The sequence below is a fragment of the Lewinella sp. LCG006 genome (genome assembly GCF_040784935.1).
In the GTDB taxonomy this organism is placed as follows: Bacteria; Bacteroidota; Bacteroidia; order Chitinophagales; family Saprospiraceae; genus Lewinella.
In genome coordinates this window covers 2,879,038-2,904,396 of the sequence record NZ_CP160680.1, presented here as the reverse complement: position 1 = coordinate 2,904,396, position 25,359 = coordinate 2,879,038, and the positions used below count along the sequence as shown (strand labels likewise).

Below are 25,359 nucleotides of genomic sequence, written 5' to 3'. Positions count from 1 at the left end.
AATAAATATTTCTTGGCTACAGGCCATCATCAGAACCAAAACAAAACCACTTTATGTCGCTGAATACGATCGTTCAACCTACCGCTGACAAACTCAACAATACACTACCTGCCCGCATTACCATTGCGGAAGGGGATGGTGTAGGCAAGGAGATCATGAAAGCCACGCTTGATATTTTAGAAGCGGCTGGTGCACAGTTGGTCTATGACAAAATAGAGATTGGGGAAAAGATGTACCTCCAAGGCCATACCTCAGGAATTAGTGCCGATGCCTGGGAGAGCCTTCGCCGCAATAAAGCTTTTCTTAAAGGACCTATTACCACTCCACAAGGAGGTGGTTACAAGAGTCTGAACGTGACGATCCGCAAGACCATGGGGCTTTATGCCAACGTGCGGCCATGTCGGGCCTACACACCTTACGTAGAGAGTCATTTTCCTAACATGGATCTGGTTGTTATCCGCGAAAACGAAGAGGACCTCTATGCCGGCATTGAACACCAGCAGACGCCCGAAGTCGTACAATGCCTCAAGCTGGTATCTCGCCCTGGATGTGAGCGTATCGTTCGCTATGCTTTCGAGTATGCGCGCGTAAATGGTCGCAAAAAAGTGACCTGTATGACCAAGGACAACATCATGAAGCACACCGATGGTATGTTTCACGAGGTCTTCCGCGAGGTGGCCAAAGAATACCCACAGATCAAATCAGAGCACTACATCATAGATATCGGCGCTGCTCACCTGGCTGATAATCCGGAGCGTTTTGACGTCATCGTCACCCTGAATCTGTACGGTGATATTATTTCCGACATTACTGCGCAGGTGGCAGGCTCGGTTGGTTTAGGAGGCTCCTCAAACATCGGTGATCATATTGCAATGTTTGAAGCCATACATGGTTCAGCACCAGATATTGCCGGCAAGGACATTGCTAACCCATCTGGATTGCTACACGCAGCCTGTATGATGCTTGAGCATCTGGGACAGAACGCAACGGCAGCCAAGATCATGAACGCCCTGCTTTGTACCTTGGAAGATGGTATCCATACTGCCGATATTGCCAGCGAAAATTACACCCAACAACGCGTAGGCACCCAGGGCTTTGCCAAAGCGGTGATCGAAAGACTCGGCAAGTCTCCCCGTCGCTTCAAAGCCCTTGCTGCGACGGCCAATAATGAACCCATTAGTATTCAACTAAAACCTGCCCTTCCGGTACAAAAAGAACTGATGGGCATGGATGTCTTCCTCGACTGGACGGGCACCGAGCGCGACCCCAAGGTACTGGGCCGCCAGCTGGAAGAACTCGCCGGCACGGAGCTTCAACTGAAAATGATCACCAACCGAGGCGTAAAAGTATACCCCAATGGCATGCCCGAAACCTTCTGTACCGACCATTGGCGTTGCCGGTTTGTGTCTACCCAGTACGTAGACCAAACCCAAAATACCGCCGCTACCCGCACCGCACCCGTCACCTACCTCCAACTGGTGCAGTTACTCAATCGCCTCCACCTAGCTGGCCTCAATTTCATCAAGACGGAGAACTTGTACGATATGAATGGTAAAAGAGCCTATTCGCTGGGGCAAGGGGAGTGATTTTGGTACTTGGTACTGGGTATTGGGTACTTGGTTTGGACTTTGGAAGGCTTTAGCCAGAAAAAAGAATAAAGTTGGTAGTGGGGTGTTAACTTAGAGTATGAAAAAAAGACCCACCCCCTCTACCAACAGCTTATGGCTACAGCCCTACCTAGAAGGAGAGCTTTGGCAAATCTTATACTGAGCCTATCGAGCAATACTCATTATGATAGTATCGCTGAGCTGAGTTTAAATCCTGTTTATCAGCATCAATATGCCAGTCTTTATGACGTATTTGATGAGTTATCCAAAGATGAAGAATCTTTTTCATGTTTGCAAAAACTTGTGAGTCAATTTGTCTTTAAAGAGTTAGGTCAGATAGTAAAAGGAATTGGTGATAGTTCATTGCCCTTGGTCGTAAGTACTGACGTGACGCCGTGTGAATACACTCATGCCCAGAGCTTACCTGATCGTCAGGCCATTGTTCTACCTAATGGAGCCGGCCAATCCCGGACTAATTTAGGTGTGGGCTATAATTTGAGTTCCCTGAACTTGTCTTCCTTTAGTGGTTCATGGAGTTTGCCCTTGGATCTGCGGCGGGTAAGGCTTGATCAGACGGCCTCCCAATGCGCTCAAGAGCAGTTGACTGGACTGTTAAGCGATCATGAGGGCATCATTGATAACACCCGTTTGGTGATCCATTGTGCCGACAGTGCCTATGGGAATAGTGCTTTTCTAGCTCAACCCTATAAGGATCACCCCAATCTAGTGAATATCGTTCGACTAAAGCATGGCTCCAAGGTCTTTAAGCAGTATGAGCGGACAGCTAGTTCAAACCCATTGCAATACTTTGGCGAGCAGAGCTATTTGATTATGGACTCGGATACCAAATCATATAAACAAAAGAATAGTAAGCAATTTTATGACGTAGAACGTAAGGCCATCAGTGAGACGCAAGCCGATGAGTCTATTGTGGTGGAAGAAATCATGGGACGTCAGTCCCGTCCAGTAATGGTTACTATTGAACGGTGGAATAATTACCTGTTACGCTCTAAGAGTGGTCAGTCGATGAAAGAACATCCCATTGATTTGCTACGTATTCGGTGTATTGATAAGAGCACAGGGAAGCCGGTTTTTAAACGAGAACTTTATCTGGCTATCAGTGGTGAGCGTAAAACAGAAGTGAGTAGCATCATGGGCAGACAGTACTACCGCTCGCGTCAAGATATTGAAGCCTTTTTCCGAACGGCAAAACAACACTTTCTACTAACTAGATTTGCCACCTCGGTACAGCAACACTTGGATAACTTTCTTCAAGTTGTTATCTTGGCTAGTTATGTGGCATTTTTGAATGCCGATCAAGTAGACAATCAACCTATTCACCCATGGGAACGATATCAGCCAAAAAAGAAAAAAATAAACGGGCGGGTGACCATGACACAGTCTATCCGCAAAGCCCAAGCCTACTATTGTACTTTGGACTTAAGTGACCTAAGCCCTCCAAAGTCGAAGGGAGGAATAGGAAGACAAAAAGGACATCAACTTACCCCTAAAACAACGTATAAAGTGGCTCGTAAACCCAAAAAATGAGCTTACGAGCCACTTAATCTACATCGCAGGGCAGTTTTAGGAACGATTTTCTGAATCTTGAAACATTCGGAAAGCTAAAGCCTTCCAAAGTCCAAACTTGGTACTGAGTACTCGGTACGGGGATTTTGTTGGTCAGTAAGTATAGGGTTCTGATGGCTATCAGGAGATCAAATCCGAGTACCTAGTACAAAGTACCAAGTATGGTGAGGGTTGCCTTCGATTAATACGCCTTGAGGCAATCGTCAATGGCAAGCCTCACCAAAAGATTAGCTTTCTGTTTCGATTACTCTGCCTCCTTAGTTGTTAGCGACTGAGGAGGTTTTTTATTTCTTCACAAAAAAACCTCAAGTGCTTTTGGTAATTCAAACATCTCCCCCATACCCCACCAAAAGCCGTGCCCGCAGCCCCTCCTTCTCCGCCTCGGGAATAAAAGCATGCCTTATCGCTTCCAGGTTGCACCGCAGAAAATGGGCTTTTTCCCAGCCAAAAATATTTGTCAACTGCTCATATTCATGAGTCAGATCGACATCGACCAGGGCACGACCATCGGTGTTGATACTGAGCGATACGCCCTGACGATACAAGTGATCCACGGGATGGTCAGGGAGGGTATCGACGACGCTGGTAACGACATTACTGCTGGGGCAAATCTCCAGGTGAATGTCTTGGGTGAGTAAGGATTGCAAGACCTCCTTATCCTCTATGCTACGCACACCGTGCCCTATGCGCTGGGGGCGTAAAAATTGCAGGGTTTCACGAACACTTGCTGCGCCACAAGCTTCCCCTGCATGAGCAGTACAGAAAATATAATTGGCGCTGGCGTAGGCAAATGCTGCCTGATGAGCGTTGATGGGATAGCCCGCTTCGTCGGCCGCCAAGTCGAAACCTACGACCCCCTGGTTGCGAAAAGCCTCGGCTAACTTGACGGTAGTCATGCTTTCTTCTTCCGAATAATGGCGCAGGGTACAGAGGATCAAATTGACTTTTATCGCCCCACTTGCGTTGGCTTTGGCCAATGCGTCACAAACCGTGGCGACTACTTCTTCTGGACTTAATCCTTGTTCTAAATGCTGTAGAGGAGCAAACCTTATTTCAGCATAAATCACTTGATCTTCAGCCAACTGTGCGATTAAATCGTTAGTCACCAAAGTCAAGCTTTCCCTGGTTTGCATCAGTTTGATGGCACTGACCGCCAGCTCGATATAGGCTTTTAAATTGGTGCATTTCCCCCCACTAGTAAACTGCTTTTGGTAGCTGGCGAAATCTATGCCAGGGCGCAATTGCTTAACCACCTCAAAGCTGAGCGAACAGTCGAGGTGCACATGAAGCTCAACCTTGGGAAATGCAGCAAGCGCTCTCATAACATATTATAAAAATTTGTGTTGGCATCCTTTTTGGTATAGAAGAGATGAACAGACACTTAAAAGATGTGATATGAAAGAAAACCAACTTCTGGGGGACCTCCGTTTCTGGCTGGTCCTCGGCTGCCTGCTGGGCTTGATTAGCATTATGCTAAGATGAAAAAAGTCGGAAGTGGGAGGTCGGAAGTGGGAATTACTCCGACTTCCCACTTCCGATTTCCGACTTCCTACAAGCTTCTATTCGCATCAAACGCCTCCAGGTAATCTCCTACTCTGCGGAGGAAGGAGCCTCCTAACATACCATCTACAACACGGTGATCGTAGGACAAGGACAAAAACATCATGTGACGTACCGCGATGAGGTCACCAAATTCTGTTTCTACCACTGCCGGGCGCTTGCGGATGGCTCCCACAGCCATGATCGCTGCCTGAGGCTGGTTGATGATGGGTGTACCCATGACGTTGCCGAAGGTACCTACGTTGGTAACGGTAAAGGTACCATCCTGAATTTCTTCCGGCTTCAGCTTATTGTCCCGTGCCCTTCCGGCGAGGTCATTGACCGCTTTGGTGAGGCCGATAAGGCTGAGGTGATCCGCATTTTTGATCACGGGTACGATGAGGTTGCCCGTAGGCAGGGCCGCAGCCATCCCGATATTGATGTTCTTCTTGCGGATGATATTCTTCCCGTCTACCGAAACATTGATCATTGGGTAATCGTGGATAGCCCGAACGATGGCTTCAATAAACAGAGGGGTGAAAGTTATTTTTTCTCCGAATTTCTTCTGGAAAGCATGCTTATTTTTCTCCCGCCAGTTGACGATATTGGTGACATCCGCCTCTACGAAAGAGGTGACATGAGGAGAAGTATGCTTCGAATTGACCATGTGATCCGCGATCAGGCGGCGCATTCTATCCATTTCGATGATCTCCACATTGCCACTACCGGAAGCATCTGCCATAGGACTACTAGCGATGGGTTGATCGATCGCTGGTGCAGCGGGGCGAGCAGTAGCGGGAGAAGGAGTAACCACCGCTGCTGGGGCCGAAGAACGCTGCTCCAGGTAAGCAAGCATGTCTTTTTTCGTTACCCGACCTTCTTTACCAGAACCAGAAAGGGCATCCAATTCTGCTTGCGCAATACCTTCCTCTTTGGCAATGTTACGCACCAACGGGCTGTAAAAGCGGTCGCCAGCATTTACACTCACCGAAGCCGTCGCTGGCTCAGGCGTAGGTGCGGGGGTATTGACTTTGGCACTCGTGCTGGCACCATTAGAAGAGGCAGGAGCACTGGCTGGAGCAGCTTCTGCAACACTAGGACTGGCCTGAGGCTTAGCACTTTCTCCTTCCGTTTCAATGATTGCGATCACCTTACCGATCTCTACCACATCATCCACCTGGAACATGATCTTACTGATCGTTCCGGCCACCGGACTAGGAACCTCAGAGTCTACTTTATCGGTAGCAATCTCCAGGATCGTCTCGTCCATCTCTACCTGATCGCCTTCTTTTTTGACCCAGTTGAGGATGGTAGCTTCCATGATGCTCTCCCCCATTTTGGGCATTATCAGTTCTACCTGCGCCATAAAACGGTTACTTTGAATTTGGTTACTGGTTAGGATAAGTCAATGAAGACTTTGTCCTTTTAACAATGGTTATCAACTTCAGGTTTTCAAAACCCGAAATTTGGGCACCACAAAAGTAAGGATTTTATCGTTTCAACGATAATAATTAGGCAAGGCATTAATAACTCACCTTTTCCTAAAACTTTGTTTCGTAAACAACGAAAAAGCCTTTAAAAATATGGCCATCTTTGGATTTCTCCGCCAATTCTAAACCTGTTATACAATAGCAAGATTGGTGTGATCACTAAGGGAGCTGCGCCTTCATGCAGGGTACAAAACCCTGCTCTACAGAGTGGTTCCCATCCTGGTGCCGAAAAAAACCAGCCTTGCCCTACTCCCATTCAACCACCGGAGAAGGATAATAATCTACTTTCAACTGCTTTAGATGGCCCGCGTAGCGTTTGAGTCGATCTGCAAAATGAGCCCAATTGCGGGCTTCGATTGGCGACCAACCCAGCTCGGCGTGGGCCAATAAGCGGGGGAAGACCATATACTCGATCTCATCCATTGTGGTGATCGTCTCTGTCCAGAGGGGCGATTCTATACCGAGGATATTTTCTTTGCCAATACCCGGCACCAAGGTTTCTGGTGACCACAAATAGGCACTATCCAGCTCGATATATGCCGCCCAATGGAGGCCCAGTTGGGTGGTAGAATCGTACTGCATATCCAGGTACACCTTATGAGCCGGAGACAATAAAACTTTCTTGTCTTGTGCTACCCCACGGAGCGCATTTTCGGTGCGCGCCCAGTATTGAACTACGCCATCGTCACGCAGTTGCGCGTGGGAGATTTCATCCCAACCAATGACTTTTTTCTTGTATTTGATGACAATGTCCTGCACCCGTTCGATGAAAGGGATATAATCTTCGAGGGCAGTCACGTGCGATTCGTCGCCACCAATGTGAAAGTAAGGGCCAGGTGTGATGGCGGCTATTTCGCGCACCACATCATCTACAAATTGATAAACGATTTCTTTGTCGGTACAAAGTGTGCTGAACCCTACTTTGGTACCCGTATACAACTCGGGAGCAAGGCCATTGCAATTCAACTCCGGATAAGAGGCTAATGCGGCATTGGTATGGCCTGGCATGTCGATTTCTGGCACTATGGTAATGTAACGGCTTTCCGCATAACGCACTATTTCCCGATAATCTTCTTGGGTATAGTAGCCACCCGGTCCGCCACCCACCTGGGTACTGCCTCCGTGGGTAGTGAGGTTGGGCCAGGACTTGATTTCAATACGCCACCCCTGATCGTCGGCCAAGTGCAGGTGGAGGTAATTGATTTTGCACAAAGCGATAAGGTCGATAAAACGCTTGACATCAGCTAAACCAAAGAAATGACGCGACACATCGAGCATGGCCCCACGGTAATCATAGAGCGGCGCATCGTCAATAACACCCGAGGCAATGACCCAATGGTTATCCTCGGTAGCACTTGTAGGTAGTAGTTGTAACAGGGTTTGGATGCCCCAAAAAACGCCCGCAGGGGACTTACTCATTAAGTGAACCTTCTTATTTTTGATACTCAGTTCGTAAAACGCTGGACCTTCTTCATTGATATAATCATCCATCAATTCCAGATAGATATGGCCAGTCCCCCTGGTGACATCCCCTTTTTCCACGATGATGTCCAGCTGGGTCGTCGCTTCAAGCATCTCTTCCAGGTATTCCGCTAAGGGCATCATATCGTCCTCCCATACGTGAATGACGGTACCCTTTTGCAGACAAAACCGTTCGTGGGTAGGAAAAATGCTTTTAGGAAAGGGAATCAGTGCAGCTTTGCTTAAATCGGTCGGTGCTGGCTTTTTGCAGGACGTCAAAACGAGCAAGGTGGCAAATAGTAAGAAAGGCAGGTTTTTAAGATGGTTATAAGTTGGAAGGCACTTCGAAAGTGCCTTCCAACTGCGCGCAATTGTGATCAGCAATAAAGTCTGGTTTCTCATGGTTGGGCAAATGACTTTGATGAACTCAGTCAAAGATAACCAAACGCCCCATTTGCGTGGTATTTTCTAATCGCCAGAAGTAGGTACCCGATGGTACCTTTCAACTCACCCCTCCCTATTCCAAACCGGATTAGCATAAATCCCTAGCAAATATTTCCGACCCTCTTCCAGTTGATCTGTGGGGAGCAGGGCCAATTGTTTTTCAAAAAAAACGGTGATTGCTCGCAGCTCCTCTGGGTTGTAATAGGACTGGTACTTTTGGGTGCCTCGCAACAAATCACAAGCGATGTAATTGATGGGGTGTAAACGGTAATTGGTATGGATGGATTTATCCAACATGGCAACCAATTCCTCCAGTTGTTTCTTTCCATTATCGAGTGCGCGAAGGGGTTGTAGGCGGGAATTTATCGGTTGACCGAAATGGAAATGAACGTGCCCTTTTTGGCCTTTGATACCAAGCAGAATGTGCTGAATATCTTCCGTGAAGGATTTTTTAAACTCAGGGTTCTTCAGTTTGCGCAGGTAGCTGAGGGTTTTCACCAAACCCGTTGGGTCGTATTCGTAGGAAATAGAGACGGGTACAATGTTTAAGGCTTCAAAATGATCGATGAGATCGCCTTGATTACTGAGGCTTAGCATCTTTAGTATCCCGATTTGGGTACGATCATTGCCGTCTTTGGAGCGGCCTTCCCGTTGGGCGATCCAGACAGAATCCTTGCCGGTGTGAATCATTTCGTGGATGTAAGCAGACATTCTCATGGAGTGCTGATACAACTCCCGAGGGCCTCCTGAGCGGATAACCGCAAAGCTTTTATTGACACGAAAAATCAACTCTGCGAGGCGATGGGTCATCAAATTATCGCCGATAGCAATTTGGGTAGTCGTAAATCCAGCTTCGAAAAGTGCTTTATTCAGAAAGGCTGAATCCAGACCAATATCTCGGTGGTTGGAAATAAACAGGTATTTTTTTGAGGGATCCAATCGCTCAAGGCCACTGTTTGTGAGCTCACTGATGCTCAACTCTCGCACAAACCGCAGAAAGACCAGCATCATTTTCTCCTGAAAATCGCGGGTGCTTTTCACCTCATCCTTGGCACTCAACAACTTTTCGTAAAGCTCCGCAGGCATAAAAGTCTTCATGCTTGCCAACAGGCTTGCACTACCAAAAAGCTCCTGAACGGCAGCCTCTACCTCATGATCTTCCAACACACTCAAGCGAATAGGTGGCTTCTGCTCCATCGTGTTTTTTGCTTATTTAAAAGGCAAAGGTAGCGATATTAGCACTTAATACACCTGTCGTAACGCCGCCAAGTGGCAAAACAACACCACCGGTACCACATAAGTAGGCAACCAACTGAAAGGGAAATACAACACGGCAACATTGGGCTGGTCAAATGCCAACTGCTGCAATGGAAAAGGTGCTGCCAGCAATGCATGTATAACAATATTGAGCAACAACATTAAGCTGAGCACATTCCAGACGAGCAATAAATTTCGCCGAAAGGCAGGAGGACGCCAAACCCAATAAACCATTAAAGGAGCCGTAAGCCCCGCAAGAATATCAAAATTCCGACCGGCGAAGGTCATCAACTCAGGGATGGTACCAGCAAGAAACAAGCCGTACAGCACCAACTCTACAGGTATCCTGATGACGTGCAACATGGTCAGCGACGGCAGCGTAAGACTATCCATAAAGCGTTTGCCGCTGGGTAGTAAAAACAAAGCGACAATAACAACCAGCGGAGGAATCAATCCCAACACCGCAATACGGGGCGGAAGCGCATTCAAGTGTTTATAATAGGCACCCTGAAAAGACAAAAACGCTTGTAGCCCCAACCAAAGGAAGCTCCCTCCTAAAAACAGACGGCTCCACTTTGGCTGTTGCTCAGCGTTTTTGCTCACTTTCAATACCCACCAAAACAAGGCTGTGGTTGTAAAAGTGATTAACACAAAGAATACTGTCAGATAAATAGGTACTTGCAGCATTCTTTTGTATTATTTATCCTTGTACTTTTTCTAAAAGCTGTCTTCTACCTGGCCCGGTAGACACCATGGTCACTGGCACCTTTAGTCGTTCTTCCAGTTCGGTGATATAAGCCTGCGCAGCATCAGGAAGCATCCCGTAGGTCGCTGCACGCTCTAAATCACCCTCCCAGCCCGGGAAAGATTCATACACCGGTTGGCAGGTATCATCACAAAGATCAAAAGGCAATTGATCCGTCTCTTTATCATTAATGGTGTAAGCAGTAGCGGCTTTAATTTCGGGTAGTTTGTTGAGTACATCAATTTTTGTTACCACCAATTGGGTCACGCCATTGAGCATAATGGTGTAGCGCAGTTGGGGCAAATCGATCCAACCACAACGACGTGGCCGACCAGTAGTAGCACCAAACTCGGCACCTTCCGCACGCAGAAACTCGCCCATCTCGTCAAACAACTCGGTAGGAAATGGCCCGGAACCAACGCGCGTACAATAGGCTTTCGTGATCCCAATCACTTCGCCAATTTTCTGAGGGCTTACGCCCAAACCGGTACAAACACCAGCAGTAATGGTATTGGAAGAGGTGACAAAAGGATAGGTACCATAGTCGATATCCAGCATGGAACCTTGCGCACCTTCGGCCAGGACACGCTTGCCTGCTTTGAGGGCATTATTGAGGTAATACTCCCCATCGACCAACTGTAATTTGCGTAAGCGCTCGATGGCCGTCAGCCACTTTGCTTCTTCCCCCTCCAGGTCGAATTCTACTTCGGGGTAAATCTTCAACAACTCCAGGTGCTTGGCCTTCAGTACAGCATACCGATCCGCGAAATCCGGAGCTTCCAAATCGCCGACGCGCAGTCCGTTACGTCCGGTTTTATCCATATAGGTAGGTCCGATACCCTTGAGGGTTGAGCCAATCTTGGCTTTTCCTTTAGCTGCTTCGCTGGCTTTATCCAGGTAGCGGTGTGAAGGGAGGATCAAATGAGCTTTGCGCGCGACCAGCAGGCGATGTTTGTAGGTCACGCCAGCTTCCGTCAGCTCGTCCAGTTCGCGTTCCAGCGTGATGGGGTCGATGACCACACCATTCCCAATAAGATTGAGCTGAGCTTCGCGAAAAATACCGGAAGGAACGGTATGAAGTACGTGCTTCTTTCCTTCAAAAACCAGCGTATGCCCGGCATTGGGTCCGCCCTGAAAGCGAGCAATGATATCGTAACGTGGCGCCAGGTAATCAACAATTTTGCCTTTCCCTTCATCGCCCCATTGGAGGCCAAGTAGTACATCTACCGTCATGCGGTGCATTCAATTTTGCGGGTACAAACCAAGAGCATGTTGGGGAATGTGCTATCCGGCTCATACCTCATCCAGCAACCGAAGTGCTTCGTCTACTGAATCTGTTAAGTGAAATAAAGGTTGGAGCTTGGTAATCTCCAACAACTGGATTATTTTTTTGGAAGCGTTGACAATCACAACGGAACCGCTCTGGTCCTGACAACGCGACTGAAGGGAAATCAAAAAGTTGAGCCCGACACTATTGGTATAAGGCATCCCTTCCAAATCAACGACAAATCTATTGAATCCTTCCTCAATACAAGCTTGGGCGATGCTAAGAATTTCCCGATTGGCAAATTCACTCAACAGGTTACGTACCCGTAGCACTTTAATGCTTCCCGACTGACTGAGTTCATAGACTTGGTCCATGCCGCAAAATTAGCGAACTTCTTCCACTTTATTCGCAGTATTTTCCAGTTGCTGGGTCTTTTCACAAGCCCCTTGGCACTCGCCGTACAGGTTGAGGGAGTGATGGGTAATATTAAATTGCAGCAGATCACCCATCATTGTTTTGATTTGCTGAATCCGTGGGTCACAAAACTCCAGTACTTTGCCACAGTCTACACAAATCAGATGGTCGTGTTGCTTGAAGCCATAAGACTTCTCGTATTGGGCCAAATTTTTACCAAACTGGTGTTTGGTCACCAGATCACAATTCACCAACAATTCGAGGGTATTATAAACGGTAGCCCTGCTCACCCGGTAGTTTTGCGTCTTCATGTGAATGTAGAGCGCCTCAGCGTCGAAGTGGTCCGTACGTTTATAAATTTCTTCCAGAATGGCGTAGCGTTCTGGTGTTTTGCGTAAACCATTCTTTTCCAGGTGGGAGGAAAAAATATTTTTTACTGCTTCGATGATATCCCTTCTATCGTTCTCTTTCGTCATAATTCTTCTACTCTGTTCTTGAAACAGTTGAAATGTTCGACAAGTTTTTCAAAGCGCGGGTTGCTTGGTTCAATTGATCCGTATTGGCGACAATAAGACTCAGATCGGCCTCAAAAAAGCCTTCTGTACCCGCAATATTGAGGGAGCGGATGTTCAATCCCATCAAGGAAATTTGGTGGGTAAGCCGCTCAATCACTCCGGGGCCGTCGTCGATACCTGTAATTTTCAGTTTTGTTACAAAGTTCGTCTGCGGCATATCACTCGACCAATCTGCTTTCATGATCCGGTAGCCATAATTAACCATGAGGTTGGTCGCATTAGGGCAGTTGATCCGATGTACTTTGAGCCCCGCAGTGGCCGTAAGGTACGCAAATATCTTATCCCCCTGCACGGGGTTGCAGCAGGTGGCCAAGGTATAGTCATACTGGTCTCCCGGCTCTCCATTGATGGTGAGTCGTGGATGGTTAGCACTATCTTTGCGTGGGCGCTTAACTAAAGCGGCATCTTTTTTAGGCACCTCCGCTGGTGGCAATTCTACCTGCTTAAGCTTCCCTTGTTCTGCTTTGAACTTTTTGAAAATCTCCGTAACCGTAATACTGTTCATCGCAATTGCGAAATAGAGGTCTACGTGGCTGTTCATCTTATAATGCTTCACCAAGGTCTCCATAGCATCATCGAAGGATTGGATACGCAGATTTTTAAACTTACGCTCCAATGCCTCACGGCCAAGTTCGCCTTTGCGGCGTCGCTCTTCCTTCATGGCAGAGCGTATCTTGGCTTTAGCTTTCCCGGTAGTGACCAGCTTGAGCCAGCTCTCTGAAGGCTTTTGGTTACTGCTTGTAATGACTTCAATCCGATCGCCATTTTTCAGCAATCGCCCCATTGGCACAATCTGATTGTCGATCTTGATGGCCGTACAATGATAACCAACATCCGAGTGGATACTAAAAGCAAAATCAAGCGCGGTAGCTCCTTTCGGCAACACCCTGGGGTCGCCCTTGGGCGTATACACATACACTTCCTCGTTGAAGAGGCTGTTTGATTTGAAGCTATCCAAAAACTCAACGGGCGAACCTTCGGGGTCTTCCAGGATTTCCCGCACACTGTCTAGCCAACGTTCGAAAACATCATCCGAATTATTTACCCCCTTGTACTTCCAGTGCGCAGCAAAGCCTCGTTCGGCAATTTCATCCATCCGTTCAGAACGTATCTGTACTTCTACAAAACGTCCACCGGGGCCTACAACGGTGGTGTGCAATGACTCATAACCGTTGGCCTTCGGGGTTGTGATCCAGTCTTTCAGGCGCTCAGTAATGGGTTTGTGTACATCCGTAACGATGCTGTAAGTCTGCCAGCAGTATAATTTTTCTTTCTTCGGCGGCACATCGAGAATAATCCTTACCGCAAAAAGATCATAGATTTCTTCAAAAGCGACATCCTTGCTCTTGAGTTTGTTCCAAATTGAATAAATGGATTTAGCTCGGCCGAAAACCCGGTACTTGATCCCGATTTCATCCAATTGCTCTTTGAGCGGCGCGATGAAAGAGGCAATATAGGCCTCGCGGCTTTTTTTGGTCTCGTGTAATTTTGTAGCAATAGAAAAATAATCATCCGGATCCGTGATCTTCATACACAGATCAAGGAATTCGGTACGGAAGGCATACAAGCCCAGGCGGTGCGCCAGCGGTGCGTAGATGTAGCTGGTTTCTGCGGCGATCTTCAGCTGCTTATGCGGAGGCATAGAACCGAGGGTACGCATGTTGTGCAGACGGTCGGCCATTTTGATCAGCACTATCCGCACATCTTCAACCAAGGTACTGAGTACTTTCTTGAAGTTTTCAGCTTGTGGGCTATCAGAGTTATAAGCACCATCCAGCTTGGTGAGTCCGTCTACCATTCTGGCGATCTGTGGACCAAACTGCTGCTGCAAATCCCCCAGAGTGATGTCGGTATCTTCGACAACATCGTGCAACAAAGCTGCTACAACAGCAGTAGGCCCCAAGCCGATCTCCTCGGCACAAATTCGTGCTACAGCGATCGGATGAAGGATATAAGGCTCACCCGACTTACGTCGTTGAGCAGCATGCGCCTCTACGGCCAATTCGTAAGCACCCCGGATATTCTTCTGGTCCGTTTCGTCCATTTCGGACTTGATGGAACGCAGCAGTTGCCGGTACGCATTTTGAATCAGTTTTTTTTCTTCCTCGTCTGTTGTTGTTATTTCTTCTATCATCCGTATCCCGCTACTTATTCAATAGCCCGTTCTCTGTTCTTTTGAATTCTTGGTTTAAAAAATAGAATAGGTTTGGCTCAAGAGAACCAAACCTATTCTAACAAATATAACACTTGAAAAGATTAAAAGCTAGTTTTTCTACTTTTGCCGCTGATACTTGGTTTGAAAACGGCGATAAAGTTGGTCTTGTTTATTATCAAGGTTCACCTTGCGGCCATCGATAAAAGCTTGCTCTACCACACTGGTGCGCATGTCCAGTACGTCACCGGAGGTAATGATCAAAGACGCATCCTTACCTACTTCCAGCGAACCAATACGATCTGCAACGCCTAGAATAGTAGCGGCATCTAAGGTAATTGCCTGGATAGCCTTCTCGTAAGGCAAGCCATAAGCAACAGCCGTTCCGGCCTGAAAAGGAAGGTTGCGCTGTTGCCAAAAGCCTTCGTTGCTTAAACAAAACTTCACACCAGCTTCGTACAAAGCGGCAGGGGTTTTGAAAGGTTGATCGACATCACTGTCCAAGGTACCCGGCAAAGCGTGGGTTGGCCCCAAAATAACCGGCACCTCGTATTCCTTCAATAATCCCGTCACGAGGTAGCTTTCTTCTCCGCCAACGATCACCAAATCGAGGTCGAACTTTTTGCCCAACAGTATCGCCTGTTCGATGTCTTTCGCTAAATTGACGTGCACAAACAAACGCTGCTTCCCATCAAACAAACCACAAGCTGAAGCCAGCCGCAAATTGGGCTCCCGATCCGCGCCAGCGCAGTAAGCCTGGGCTTGACGAAGAAAGTCTTCTATGCTTTGAACTTGTTCGACGTATTGCTCATTTTTTGTCCACTCACCCTGGCGCCAATTGTAGCTACGGCGGCGGGGCCAATTCAAATGATGGCCATCGTCTGCCAAAACAGCGGCATCCTCCCAATTCCAGGCATCTAATTGCACGATGCTCGACTGGCCCGATAATGCTCCACCTTCCGGTGTAACCTGAGCAAAAAGTACGCCGCGCGCACGTACGGTGGGCGTCACTTGCGAATCAGTGTTGTAAGCCACCAGCGAACGTGCATTGGGGTTGAGATAACCCGTTTCTGCATTATCACGGGTAGCGCTTACGGCCGCAATCTCTACAATACCCAGCTGGGTATTTGGAGCAATCAGGCCGGGAAAGACGTGCTTGCCCATTCCATCAACGACTTCATGGTCACTTAAATCCACCTTCGCGGTAGCGCGATCTACGCGCGTAATCTTGCCTTTATCAAAGGTAATGAGGGCATTCTCTATAACCGTACCATTGCCCAGATGGGCCGTGCCGCCAACAATGGCAATAGGTTTTGCTTGTACTGCTCCCGGAACAGGAGGCTGACCCATAAGCAGGCTGCTCAACAGCGTGGTGAACAGCAAAAACATATATTTTAATTGCATGATTTTTATTTTAAACAACAATAGTTGATGTCTTTTATGCAGACGTTGCGGTGCAACGTCTCTACCGTCCTTCGTCATCTTCGGTATCGCAATGGTAGTGGCGCTGCCCCCGACCTTTGGCGGGTTGTGTTTTGGCACCTCCTGCTTTTGCATCCAGCATTTTCTGGATGAGTGCATTGCGCTCGTCCTGTAATGCGGCCCGGCGGCTGACGTCTTCGTCCATGTCGTAAAATTTGATACCATCAACATAGGTGTGCTTAGCACGGGCATAAACAGATAACGGATGGTCTGTCCAGATGACAACATCAGCGTCTTTACCTACTTTCAAGCTACCCACCTTATCATCAATGTGCAGCAGTTTAGCGGGATTGAGGGTCACAAATTTCAGGGCATCCTCTTCGGATACACCACCAAAGAGTACGGCTTTTGCTGCTTCCTGGTTCAGGCGACGCGCCATTTCGGCATCATCTGAATTGAAGGCTACGGTCACTCCTTGTTCGTGCATGATCGCACCATTGTAGGGGATAGCATCCACCACCTCAAACTTGTACGCCCACCAATCGGAGAAGGAAGAACCACCGGCACCGTGCTCCGCCATCTTGTCGGCTACTTTGTACCCTTCCAGAATGTGGGTAAACGTATTCACGCGGAAGCCAAAACGGTCGGCTACCTTAAGGAGCATATTGATTTCGCCTTGTTGATAGGAATGGCAGGTGATGAAACGCTCACCTTTCAAAATTTCCAGCAGGGTTTCCAACTCCAGATCAGGGCGAACTTTCTCGCCCCGTGCCAATGCTTCACCGTAGGCGCGTGCTTCGGTAAAGTAGTTTTCAAAAACCTGCTCTACTCCCATTCGGGTTTGTGGGTAACGTACTCCGTAGGAGTCACTGCGGTTGGACTGTTTTACATTCTCGCCCAGCGCAAACTTGATGAAGCCCGGTGCACCAGCAAATTTCATCTCTTCTGGGGTATAGCCCCAACGCAACTTAATCAAGGCCGACTGTCCGCCGATGGGGTTTGCTGAACCATGGAGCAGTTGAGAAGTGGTAACCCCACCCGACAATTGGCGATAAATGTCAATATCGGTAGCGTCTACAACATCGCCGATACTTACTTCCGCGGTACTTTCTTGTGAGCTTTCGTTGACGCCACGGCTGATGGCAATATGGCTGTGCTCATCAATGATACCAGGTGTGACGTGCATGCCGGTGCCATCGATTTCAACAGCTCCGCGTGGGCCGCGAATACTACCGCCGACTTGCGCAATTTTGCCGTTTTGCAGCATGATATCTGCTTTTTCCAAAACACCACTCGCTTCGTTGGTCCAGAGTGTGGCATTACGGATGATTACCGTTTCGGCCTGCGGCCGGTCAGCCCAACCAAAAGCACCATAAGGATAGGTTTGGCGACTTACCATCTTCATGGCTTCGGCTTCCTTTTCGGCTTTTTCTTCAGCGGCAACTGCCCCAGCAGTCTTTTCGGCTTCCCAATTGATCCAGGCACCGGTGGGATCCTGACCCCGGCCGCGCCAGGTGGTTCCATCCACAACGCCACTCAGACGCATCAAGCCCGCATCTTTATCCTGAGGAAAAGAAAGGGTGATCAATCCACCTTCCTCGCTGTATTTCACGTCGAGCTCGGTTTCTTCGTCTATCTTTATTTTGGCTCCTTTGGCCTCTACGGTGAGGTTATAGGCACGAGCCCCTGCTTTCAGGTTGTAGCTACCCGTGAGATCATTTGTGGGTAGCGCATCAATCACATAAGGCTTTCCTTGCACCCAATTGTGGTGAATTTTAGTGCCTTTAGCAAACAACGGAGCAGAAGTGATCAGGAAGTTGGCCCACTTTCCAGTAGCCAGTGTACCTGTTTCTTCGGCTACCCCCAGCAAGCTTGCGGGTGTTTCGGTAAGGGCACGTAAGGCAGCTTCTTCGGAAAGACCGTTTTCAATAGCTTTGCGCAAAGCTTCAAAAAAGTCACTGCTCTTCTTGTGTCCGTCGGCGGTGAGGGTAAATTTGATACCTGCCTCCGCCATTTTCGCAGGGTTGGCCGCTGCCATTTCCCAGTGGCGAAGTTGCGTAAGGCTAAGTTGGTGAGCATCGTAAGGGTCGGTCACATCATAAGCATCAGGAAAAACCAGTGGCAGAATAAAAATAGCACCTGACGCCTTCATCTCCGCTACGCGCTGGTATTCGTCACCGGCGCCTTTGATGATGTATTCTTTTCCAAACTCTTTGGCCAGGACTTGCGCCCTCAGTGCTTCTTGCCAATCAGCAACAGCAAAAATTTGCGGAAGATACTGTAGGTCATTCCAAGCCTCCAACGACAGGTTGGTACCCTCTTCATCGGTATTCTTGTACCATTCGGCATCCATATAAGTTTGTCGCAGCAGCGCCATTACGCCCATCAGGGAATTGGGGTAAGACTGGGTCGAAACGCCTTTGCTGAACGACAGATAATGAGCCCCTTCAGGCTTGATGATTACTTCGTTGGCCCGATCATCACCGAGGCTCACCACTACGGATGATCCTCTACTGATACCATCCTGCTGATGAGAGGAAACCACCCCGAATCCGTAAGCGCGCAGATTTTTGGCGGCTTTACCATCCGGTGTGAAGTACTCATGGGCTCGAAACTCGGGTTTCAGCGCTTCGTTCCAACCATAAGCTCCCTCTTTATTGGACAGCATCTGAGGTTGCTGGCGCGGGCGATCACCGGCAGGTTTAGCTTCCGGTAAACCGTACTCCGCGTACATATCAATAAGGGAGGGGTAAATGTATTTATCTGTAGCATCTACGACAACAGCACCCTCGGGGACACTGCCATTGGGGGTGATACTAACAATGCGCCCCTCCTTGATCACCAAGGTTGCATTTTTTACTTCAGACCCCGCTTTGGGGATTACGGTAGCATTGGTAAAAGCGTACCAACCATCTCGCTGGTCTTTTACGCCATTGTAAGGGAAGGTAGCTTGTGCCAGCATGGTACCGAAGCACCAAAGCACCAAGACCACCAGGATTGTGGTTTGTTTTTTCATACTAGAACTTTAGAATTAGGCTTTTTCTTAAAATTTTATCGCATTAAGTTAAGTCCGACTTCGCGAAAAAGTTGCTATATTCCGCCATTATTAGCATAATAATTTGAATTCTCTCTTACTTTCTTAATTTTTGCGCGCTGATAGGATACTGTACCGTTCTCTCTTCGTGGACACGCAGGCGTCGGAACGCAAAATCTCTCTAACGATTAAAAGATGCAAAACTCAGGCCTCTCTTTTTCCTACGAGCATTTTCATGCTCAACTTATCCACCAATTCTCAGGTACTAATTTCTTTGAGCGACGAGCTGGCATAATCTCCCTAAGGTTCGTGATTGGAATCCTCTCGTTTTTTTATGTTTTCGCGCTTTGTGCGCAAACAGCAGATTACAAACCCTTGGAATGGGGCGTTGTTCCTGACGAGGATTTGCAAATGACTACTTACCTTTTAGATACCACTGCCGCTGCCTTGGTGCTTGGAGACGAAGGCTACATGAACGTGGGCAAAAACAATAGTGGTCAGTACGAATGGCTGCTTCGTCGGCACAAACGTTTAAAAATTCTTACCGAAGCAGCATTAGACAAATATTCAGATGTGGTCATTTACTACGCCCACAAGGACGGTACTGACCATGTACGGCAGATTGCAGCCCAAAGCATTGCTGTCGACGGAACGATTAGCGAAGTAAAAAAGGGCGATATTTTTCACGAGAAGATCAACGAATACTGGTCTAAAGCCACCTTTGCCTTTCCCGAAGCAAAAGTGGGCAGTGTGTTGGAGTACCGTTATGAACACTTTAGCCATCGTGTATTAACGCCTCAATCGTGGACTTTCCGAGGCTCTTTACCGGTGCGATCTTCCTATTTCCAATTTGGCTGTTCGGTGCCAGTCACCTACACTTACCTCTTGCAGGGAGCAGAATATATGGCAATAGAAAAAAATGCCCTGGGAGAGGATATGCTTCAACTGGGTGATACGCATATCTATGTTAACGGCACTCGGTTTTGGATGCAAAATGGCGGCGCGGTAAAAGAAGAACCTTTTATGACATCTTTGGATGATTATTACATCAATATCCGTTTTCAGGCCAGTGCAACTACCAGTCTTGCCACCGGGATCACAACCCCCGTTTACGGCACCTGGGAGTCGACGAGTAAAGAGCTCTTGGAAGATGTAGATATTGGACAAAACTATCGAAAAAACAAGCGGTACAAAAACTTGCTGCAAGCTGCCGAAGCGGTCATCGAGAAGCAACTCCCCCAGGAAGAACTCCTTTTCGCGATTAACCGTTTTATCACTAAGGAAATCCCGTGGTCAGGAAAGTATGGCATGAACGCCATTCAATCACCCGACGAGGCTTTTGCCAAACACGAAGGATCCATCGCCGAAATTCAGTATGCTGCTGTAGCATTATTAAGGGAGTATGGTATCAAAGCTTATCCGGTGCTGTTATCCACCCGCGACAATGGGTCGATGATTACTTCCTTTCCTTTCTTAAATCAATTCAACTATGTAATCACCATTGTTGAGATCAATGATGTTGCCCTCCTCGCCGATTTCAGTGACCCTTTACTGAAACCGGGCCTTATTCGAGAAGAAGCCCTCAATGGTTTAGGTTTCATGGTACACGAAGACTCACCAGCCTGGATCACAATAGGCCTACCGGTTGTGCAGGATATTTTTGCCTGGAACGGAAAAATAACGGAGGAAGGCACTTTAAGTGGCGAAATGAAAGCCACAATGAATACCCTGAGTGCCAAATCTGATCGTCAACGGATGCAAGCCCAGTCGCTAGACGAAATCTGGGATAGTCGTCTTCCTAATGGAGGAAGCTGGAGTGAATTAACCGCCAGTAACGAAGAAGACATCCGAGAAGACTTGAGTATCCAAGGCAAGTTTGAAGTTGCGGAAGCTGGCTTCGCTAACGGCGACTACCTCTACGTATCACCAATCATTCATACCAATTTTTCGGAGAATCCTTTCCAACGTGAACAAAGGAATTACCCCGTCGATTTCCCTTATGCTTTCGAAGAAAAATCGGTCTACCAGTACGAACTACCTTCCGGTTATGTCGTCGAATCGCTGCCAGACAACATCAACGTTATCCTCCCCAACAACGATGCATCCTTCCAATATTTGATCCGCGAGAAAAATCAAAAAATAAGCCTCATTGCCACGCTAAAAATATCCAAAACCGTCTATCCTCCAGAAGAATATGAAGCCCTGCGTGAGCTGTTCGCCAGCGCGGTGCAGAAGATGCAGGAGCAGATTGTGTTGAAGAAAACGGAGTAACATAAAGACCTTGCACTACAACATCTCTCTAAAAAAATAAACATGAGAATTATACCTTTCCTTGTCCTGGTATTCACCCAATTATCATTACTTGTCCAATTGGACAACAAAGCCCTTTTATTACACGCTAACGAAATCGTTGAGTCTGAAGGGCAGCTGGAAATTATCAGTGCGTCGGAGGCGATCTATTCCGAAAAGAAGCGGATTGTTATCCTTAACAAAGAGAGCAAAGCCAATGGTTTTGCTGTTTTCTACGATCCAGACAATAAGATTCTCAGCCTTGATGCTGACATTTATGACCTTAGCGGTACGCCCATCCGGAAAGTTCGCAAATCGGAAATCCGGGACGTTGCGGCGGTAGATGGGGTGAGTATTTATTCCGAAAATCGTGTCCAATACATTGAGCTTAACCACTCTGAGTATCCGTACATTTTGGAATTTAGCTACCGCCAGAAGTTAAAAGGACTCAGTTTTGCTGTGGGGGAAAACTGGTATTTTCAGGATCGACCTTCTTCCGCCGTAACGACTTCTACTTACGAAATTTCCGTGCCTGATGATTTAGACATCCAGTACCAACTGTACAACATGGAGCTGGAACCGAAAATAACCCATACGGACGCGGAGAAGGTTTATCGTTGGGAAGCCAAAAATATTCCGGCCATCAAATTCGAACCTTACGATGTACCGGTGCATCGCCAGCTACCCATCTTGCGGATCAGTCCCAATAAGTTTGAGATCGATAAATTCAGTGGTAGTATGCAAAGCTGGCAAGATTATGGCAGCTTTCTGCAACAGCTGTGGGTGGGGCGTGATCAATTGCCTGGCGAATTAAAAACACAAATTCGTGAGCTTACCGCTGACACAGAAGATACCAAAGAAAAAATCAGTCGCCTCTACCGTTTTATGCAAGAAAATAAGCGGTATGTAAGCGTACAGTTGGGTATCGGCGGCTGGCAACCCTTCACCGCTGAATACGTAGAAGAACGTGGCTACGGCGATTGCAAAGCACTGAGCAACTACATGAAAGCCATGCTCCAGGAAATAGGGGTTGAAAGTTACCCCGTGATTGTTTATGCTGGCGAACATCACCCTTACGAGGTAGAGGATGATTTTGTCGATCCCGCCTTCAACCACGCCATTCTCTACGTACCCAGCGAGGATATGTGGTTGGAATGTACCAGTCCGATCAACCCTCCTGGTTATTTAGGAGAGTTCACCAACGACCGAAAAGTCCTTCTCGTCACTCCTCAAGGAGGACAGCTGGCCCGTACGCCAAAACTAGGCACCACAGAAAACAACGCCAACGAACAATTCACCATTGACCTTGCTGCCGACGGAAGTGCAAGCCTCCAGTACGAAGCACAGCTGCAAGGTATCCCTCATGAAGATTGGCGCCATTATCAATATGCTTATTCCCCCAAAGACATTGAAGATAAAATTCGCAATATGGGCAAACTGCCGACCCTGAGCCTCAGCGAAGTGAATATCGCCAACGACCCGAAGCTTCCGCAAAACACCCTGACTTTTAGTGCTACTGCCGACCGTTACGCTTCCCGCGCAGGGAAACGCCTTTTTGTCCCTCTGAACCTCATCTGCCCACGTACTTATGTACCCGACGCCGTAGAAAATCGCCAGTATCCGGTAATGATCCCCTATGGCTATACCGAAGAAGCCACCATCACTTTCCTCCTTCCTGAAGGTTATAAAACAGAAAGCTTACCACAGTCGGAATTACTGGAAACGCCTTTCGGACGATACGAGACCATCGTGACGGAAGCGGAAGGAAGTGTTACACTACAGCGCAACTACCAAATGTACGATCAGGAACACCCCGCAGAGGATTACGAAGCTTTTCGTGATTTCTTAATGACGGTTGCCAAGCATGATGCGAGCAAGATGGTCTTGGTTAGTGAGTAGATTCTGCTATATTTGCTAAGTGACGGAACAATAATAACGGATTCCATTTTTGATTCGCTAAAATTTTCTAAGCAAGCAACTAAAAGGAGCTTGCGTGAAAATATTTGCGAATCGTTGAAAAAAATGGAATCCGTTATTTCCGTCAAATTACTAAGTGCTTGTGCAGCGTGATCTTTACAAGCATAAAAGAGCTTAAAATCTACATACAAGGCTAATCTATGATCTACCCATCCCTTCTTGATGCTCGCCTTAAGGGTGAGAAGCAATTAGCCGTGCTAATCGACCCCGACAAAACTGACCGCAAGTTGATCACACGGCTGTGTGAACTGGCTGCGCAAGGGGGAGTCAATTATTTCCTCTGGGGAGGAAGCCTCGTCAATGAAACACAAGCTGAATATTATCTTTCGTTTCTAAGGGCGCACACCAAGCTTCCGATTATCCTCTTTCCGGGAAGTATTTACCAATTATCCGCACAAGCGGATGCACTTTTATTTTTGTCCATGATTTCGGGTCGCAACCCTGAATTACTCATTGGGCAGCACGTATTGGCGGCACCGCGAATTAAGCGCCTCAACCTGGAGGTAATCCCCACTGGTTACCTGTATATCGACGGTGGTACAACCAGCTCCGTAGGCTACATGAGCAATACCCAGCCTATACCCGCCAACAAACCTGAAATAGCCCAGGCCACTGCACTCGCCGGAAAGTATCTGGGGCATCGCTTGATCTATCTGGACGCTGGCAGCGGTGCGAAAAACCCCGTCAGCCCCACCATGATTAAAGCCGTGCGCAAAGAAATTGATGACCTGCCCCTCGTTGTTGGTGGAGGTATTCGCCATCCTGAACAAGCTGAGAAGGCTTTTGGCGCAGGTGCCGACTGTATTGTGGTAGGCAATAGCCTGGAAGAAAGCCCAGAATTGCTACCCGAACTGGCAGCCGTCGTTAAAGGGCTGACCGTGCAATCTTGATGAGTACACCTGACGAACATTTGCAAAAATGGCGACTCATTCTGGGTGCCAAAGCGGACCCCGACGGAGAGGTAGAAATGGGCGAGAAGCTCCAGGGGATGAGTAATACCCTGGATGCACTTTACGATAGTGAAAAAAAAGGCGGATTGGGAAATTCCGTACCTAACGTCAACCGCTGGCTGGGCGATATTCGTCGCTACTTCCCAAGATCAGTGGTACAAATTATGCAAAGGGATGCCCTCGAACGACTGGGCCTCAACAGAATGCTGTTGGAACCAGAATTGCTAGCCGCGGTAGAGCCCGATGTACACCTGGTAGGCACCTTGCTGAGCCTGGCTAAAATACTCCCCGACCGTAGCCGGGAGACCGCTCGCCAATTGGTTCGGCAAGTAACCCAAGAATTGGAAAAGCGGCTCCGACAGCCACTACTACAAGCCATTCGTGGCAGCCTCCACCGTGCTGCCCGTACCCGACGCCCAAGGCCAGGAGACATCGACTGGAGGCAAACTATCCTCAAGAATCTCAAGCATTATCAACCCAAATACAAGAGCATTATTCCTGCAGAGTTGCGCGGCTACGCTCGCCGGCAACAACAATTACGACACCTTATTTTATTGATCGACCAGAGTGGTTCCATGGCCGAAAGTGTAGTTCATGCAGGCGTACTGAGTTGCATCATGGCCAGCCTCCGCAGTATCCAAACCCAGGTGATCGCCTTCGACACCAACGTCGTTGACCTTACGGAGCACTTGACCGACCCTGTCGATCTGCTTTTCGCAACTCAATTGGGCGGAGGTACCGACATTAACCGTGCCCTGACTTACGTAGAGCCACTCGTCAGTCGGCCACGAGACACCATCATCGTCTTGCTCAGTGATTTATTTGAAGGCGGGAATATCAGCGAAATGTTTCGGCGGATTGCGCGGCTACAAGCGACCGGGCTACAATTTATCTGCCTGCTCGCGTTGAGCGACGAAGGAGCGGGAGCTTATGATCATGGGCACGCGCAACAACTCGGCCAGATGGGCATCCCTACTTTTGCGGCTACGCCCGATCAGTTTCCGGAAATTATGGCGGCGGCTATTCAGCGGGAGAGTTTGGGGAGGTTTTTGAAGTAGCGCTACAAGGGGTCTCAGGAGTGGAGCTCGGGGTTAGGCACCGCAATCATTTTTTATTTCTCCAAATTCCCGAGAGCGCTCAAAATAGTGT

Annotated in this window: 17 protein-coding genes; 6 read left to right on the top strand and 11 right to left on the bottom strand. The window is 48.1% G+C overall.

From position 1 onward, the window contains the following. Nucleotides 1-53: 53 nt before the first annotated feature. Nucleotides 54-1,586: an NADP-dependent isocitrate dehydrogenase gene (locus AB0L18_RS10300; protein WP_367392503.1), complete on the top strand. Its 1,533-nt coding sequence runs from the start codon at nt 54-56 to the stop codon at nt 1,584-1,586. A 135-nt stretch (nt 1,587-1,721) separates the two neighbouring features. After that, on the top strand, nt 1,722-3,155 hold the full coding sequence (locus AB0L18_RS10295; protein ID WP_367391459.1) for a hypothetical protein: 1,434 nt from the start codon (nt 1,722-1,724) through the stop codon (nt 3,153-3,155). 362 nt (nt 3,156-3,517) lie between these two features. Here the strand turns inward: AB0L18_RS10295 and add are convergent, their stop codons facing one another. The 11 genes from add to AB0L18_RS10240 form a co-directional block, all read right to left on the bottom strand. After that, nucleotides 3,518-4,516 carry an adenosine deaminase gene (gene add, locus AB0L18_RS10290; protein WP_367392502.1) on the bottom strand — a complete coding sequence of 333 codons (999 nt, stop codon included), beginning with the start codon at nt 4,514-4,516 and terminating at the stop codon, nt 3,518-3,520. A gap of 227 nt (nt 4,517-4,743) precedes the next feature. Beyond that, the gene (locus AB0L18_RS10285; protein ID WP_367392501.1) at nt 4,744-6,099 is read right to left on the bottom strand and encodes a dihydrolipoamide acetyltransferase family protein; all 1,356 of its coding nucleotides are present in this window, start codon (nt 6,097-6,099) and stop codon (nt 4,744-4,746) included. Between the two features lie 370 nt (nt 6,100-6,469). Further along, nucleotides 6,470-8,086, bottom strand: coding sequence for a beta-N-acetylhexosaminidase (locus AB0L18_RS10280; RefSeq protein ID WP_367392500.1), 1,617 nt, complete (start codon nt 8,084-8,086; stop codon nt 6,470-6,472). A gap of 105 nt (nt 8,087-8,191) precedes the next feature. Beyond that, nucleotides 8,192-9,325 carry a 1-acyl-sn-glycerol-3-phosphate acyltransferase gene (locus AB0L18_RS10275; RefSeq protein WP_367392499.1) on the bottom strand — a complete coding sequence of 378 codons (1,134 nt, stop codon included), beginning with the start codon at nt 9,323-9,325 and terminating at the stop codon, nt 8,192-8,194. Between the two features lie 45 nt (nt 9,326-9,370). Next, complete coding sequence (locus tag AB0L18_RS10270) at nt 9,371-10,072, bottom strand: hypothetical protein (protein ID WP_367392498.1); 702 nt, start codon at nt 10,070-10,072, stop codon at nt 9,371-9,373. 13 nt (nt 10,073-10,085) lie between these two features. Continuing rightward, a complete protein-coding gene (locus AB0L18_RS10265; protein ID WP_367392497.1) occupies nt 10,086-11,363 on the bottom strand; it encodes an adenylosuccinate synthase in 1,278 nt (425 codons plus the stop codon). Nucleotides 11,364-11,423: 60 nt separating this feature from the next. After that, complete coding sequence (locus tag AB0L18_RS10260; protein WP_367392496.1) at nt 11,424-11,771, bottom strand: STAS domain-containing protein; 348 nt, start codon at nt 11,769-11,771, stop codon at nt 11,424-11,426. Between the two features lie 9 nt (nt 11,772-11,780). Further along, complete coding sequence (locus AB0L18_RS10255; RefSeq protein WP_367392495.1) at nt 11,781-12,287, bottom strand: Fur family transcriptional regulator; 507 nt, start codon at nt 12,285-12,287, stop codon at nt 11,781-11,783. Between the two features lie 7 nt (nt 12,288-12,294). Further along, nucleotides 12,295-14,520: a bifunctional (p)ppGpp synthetase/guanosine-3',5'-bis(diphosphate) 3'-pyrophosphohydrolase gene (locus AB0L18_RS10250; protein WP_367392494.1), complete on the bottom strand. Its 2,226-nt coding sequence runs from the start codon at nt 14,518-14,520 to the stop codon at nt 12,295-12,297. Nucleotides 14,521-14,658: 138 nt separating this feature from the next. Continuing rightward, a complete protein-coding gene (locus AB0L18_RS10245) occupies nt 14,659-15,942 on the bottom strand; it encodes an amidohydrolase family protein (RefSeq protein WP_367392493.1) in 1,284 nt (427 codons plus the stop codon). Nucleotides 15,943-16,003: 61 nt separating this feature from the next. Next, nucleotides 16,004-18,976 carry an amidohydrolase family protein gene (locus tag AB0L18_RS10240; protein ID WP_367392492.1) on the bottom strand — a complete coding sequence of 991 codons (2,973 nt, stop codon included), beginning with the start codon at nt 18,974-18,976 and terminating at the stop codon, nt 16,004-16,006. Between the two features lie 327 nt (nt 18,977-19,303). On the opposite strand from AB0L18_RS10240, the gene AB0L18_RS10235 reads away from it, so the two are divergent. From AB0L18_RS10235 to AB0L18_RS10220, 4 genes are all read left to right on the top strand, one after another. Next, nucleotides 19,304-21,265: a DUF3857 domain-containing protein gene (locus AB0L18_RS10235; RefSeq protein WP_367392491.1), complete on the top strand. Its 1,962-nt coding sequence runs from the start codon at nt 19,304-19,306 to the stop codon at nt 21,263-21,265. 42 nt (nt 21,266-21,307) lie between these two features. Then, nucleotides 21,308-23,182 (top strand): DUF3857 domain-containing protein, encoded by a 1,875-nt coding sequence (locus AB0L18_RS10230; RefSeq protein WP_367392490.1) that lies wholly within the window; start codon nt 21,308-21,310, stop codon nt 23,180-23,182. Nucleotides 23,183-23,400: 218 nt separating this feature from the next. Next, nucleotides 23,401-24,150, top strand: coding sequence for a geranylgeranylglyceryl/heptaprenylglyceryl phosphate synthase (locus tag AB0L18_RS10225; protein WP_367392489.1), 750 nt, complete (start codon nt 23,401-23,403; stop codon nt 24,148-24,150). Next, a complete protein-coding gene (locus AB0L18_RS10220) occupies nt 24,150-25,268 on the top strand; it encodes a VWA domain-containing protein (RefSeq protein WP_367392488.1) in 1,119 nt (372 codons plus the stop codon). The genes AB0L18_RS10225 and AB0L18_RS10220 overlap by 1 nt, the downstream gene beginning before the upstream one ends. Nucleotides 25,269-25,359: the final 91 nt, after the last annotated feature.

Bases quoted from the DNA above. Each gene is read 5' to 3' on its own strand.
- AB0L18_RS10300 (WP_367392503.1), top strand. From the start codon at position 54: ATGTCGCTGAATACGATCGTTCAACCTACCGCTGACAAACTCAACAAT.
- AB0L18_RS10295 (WP_367391459.1), top strand. From the start codon at position 1,722: ATGGCTACAGCCCTACCTAGAAGGAGAGCTTTGGCAAATCTTATACTG.
- add (WP_367392502.1), bottom strand. From the start codon at position 4,516: ATGAGAGCGCTTGCTGCATTTCCCAAGGTTGAGCTTCATGTGCACCTC.
- AB0L18_RS10285 (WP_367392501.1), bottom strand. From the start codon at position 6,099: ATGGCGCAGGTAGAACTGATAATGCCCAAAATGGGGGAGAGCATCATG.
- AB0L18_RS10280 (WP_367392500.1), bottom strand. From the start codon at position 8,086: ATGAGAAACCAGACTTTATTGCTGATCACAATTGCGCGCAGTTGGAAG.
- AB0L18_RS10275 (WP_367392499.1), bottom strand. From the start codon at position 9,325: ATGGAGCAGAAGCCACCTATTCGCTTGAGTGTGTTGGAAGATCATGAG.
- AB0L18_RS10270 (WP_367392498.1), bottom strand. From the start codon at position 10,072: ATGCTGCAAGTACCTATTTATCTGACAGTATTCTTTGTGTTAATCACT.
- AB0L18_RS10265 (WP_367392497.1), bottom strand. From the start codon at position 11,363: ATGACGGTAGATGTACTACTTGGCCTCCAATGGGGCGATGAAGGGAAA.
- AB0L18_RS10260 (WP_367392496.1), bottom strand. From the start codon at position 11,771: ATGGACCAAGTCTATGAACTCAGTCAGTCGGGAAGCATTAAAGTGCTA.
- AB0L18_RS10255 (WP_367392495.1), bottom strand. From the start codon at position 12,287: ATGACGAAAGAGAACGATAGAAGGGATATCATCGAAGCAGTAAAAAAT.
- AB0L18_RS10250 (WP_367392494.1), bottom strand. From the start codon at position 14,520: ATGATAGAAGAAATAACAACAACAGACGAGGAAGAAAAAAAACTGATT.
- AB0L18_RS10245 (WP_367392493.1), bottom strand. From the start codon at position 15,942: ATGCAATTAAAATATATGTTTTTGCTGTTCACCACGCTGTTGAGCAGC.
- AB0L18_RS10240 (WP_367392492.1), bottom strand. From the start codon at position 18,976: ATGAAAAAACAAACCACAATCCTGGTGGTCTTGGTGCTTTGGTGCTTC.
- AB0L18_RS10230 (WP_367392490.1), top strand. From the start codon at position 21,308: ATGAGAATTATACCTTTCCTTGTCCTGGTATTCACCCAATTATCATTA.
- AB0L18_RS10225 (WP_367392489.1), top strand. From the start codon at position 23,401: ATGATCTACCCATCCCTTCTTGATGCTCGCCTTAAGGGTGAGAAGCAA.
- AB0L18_RS10220 (WP_367392488.1), top strand. From the start codon at position 24,150: ATGAGTACACCTGACGAACATTTGCAAAAATGGCGACTCATTCTGGGT.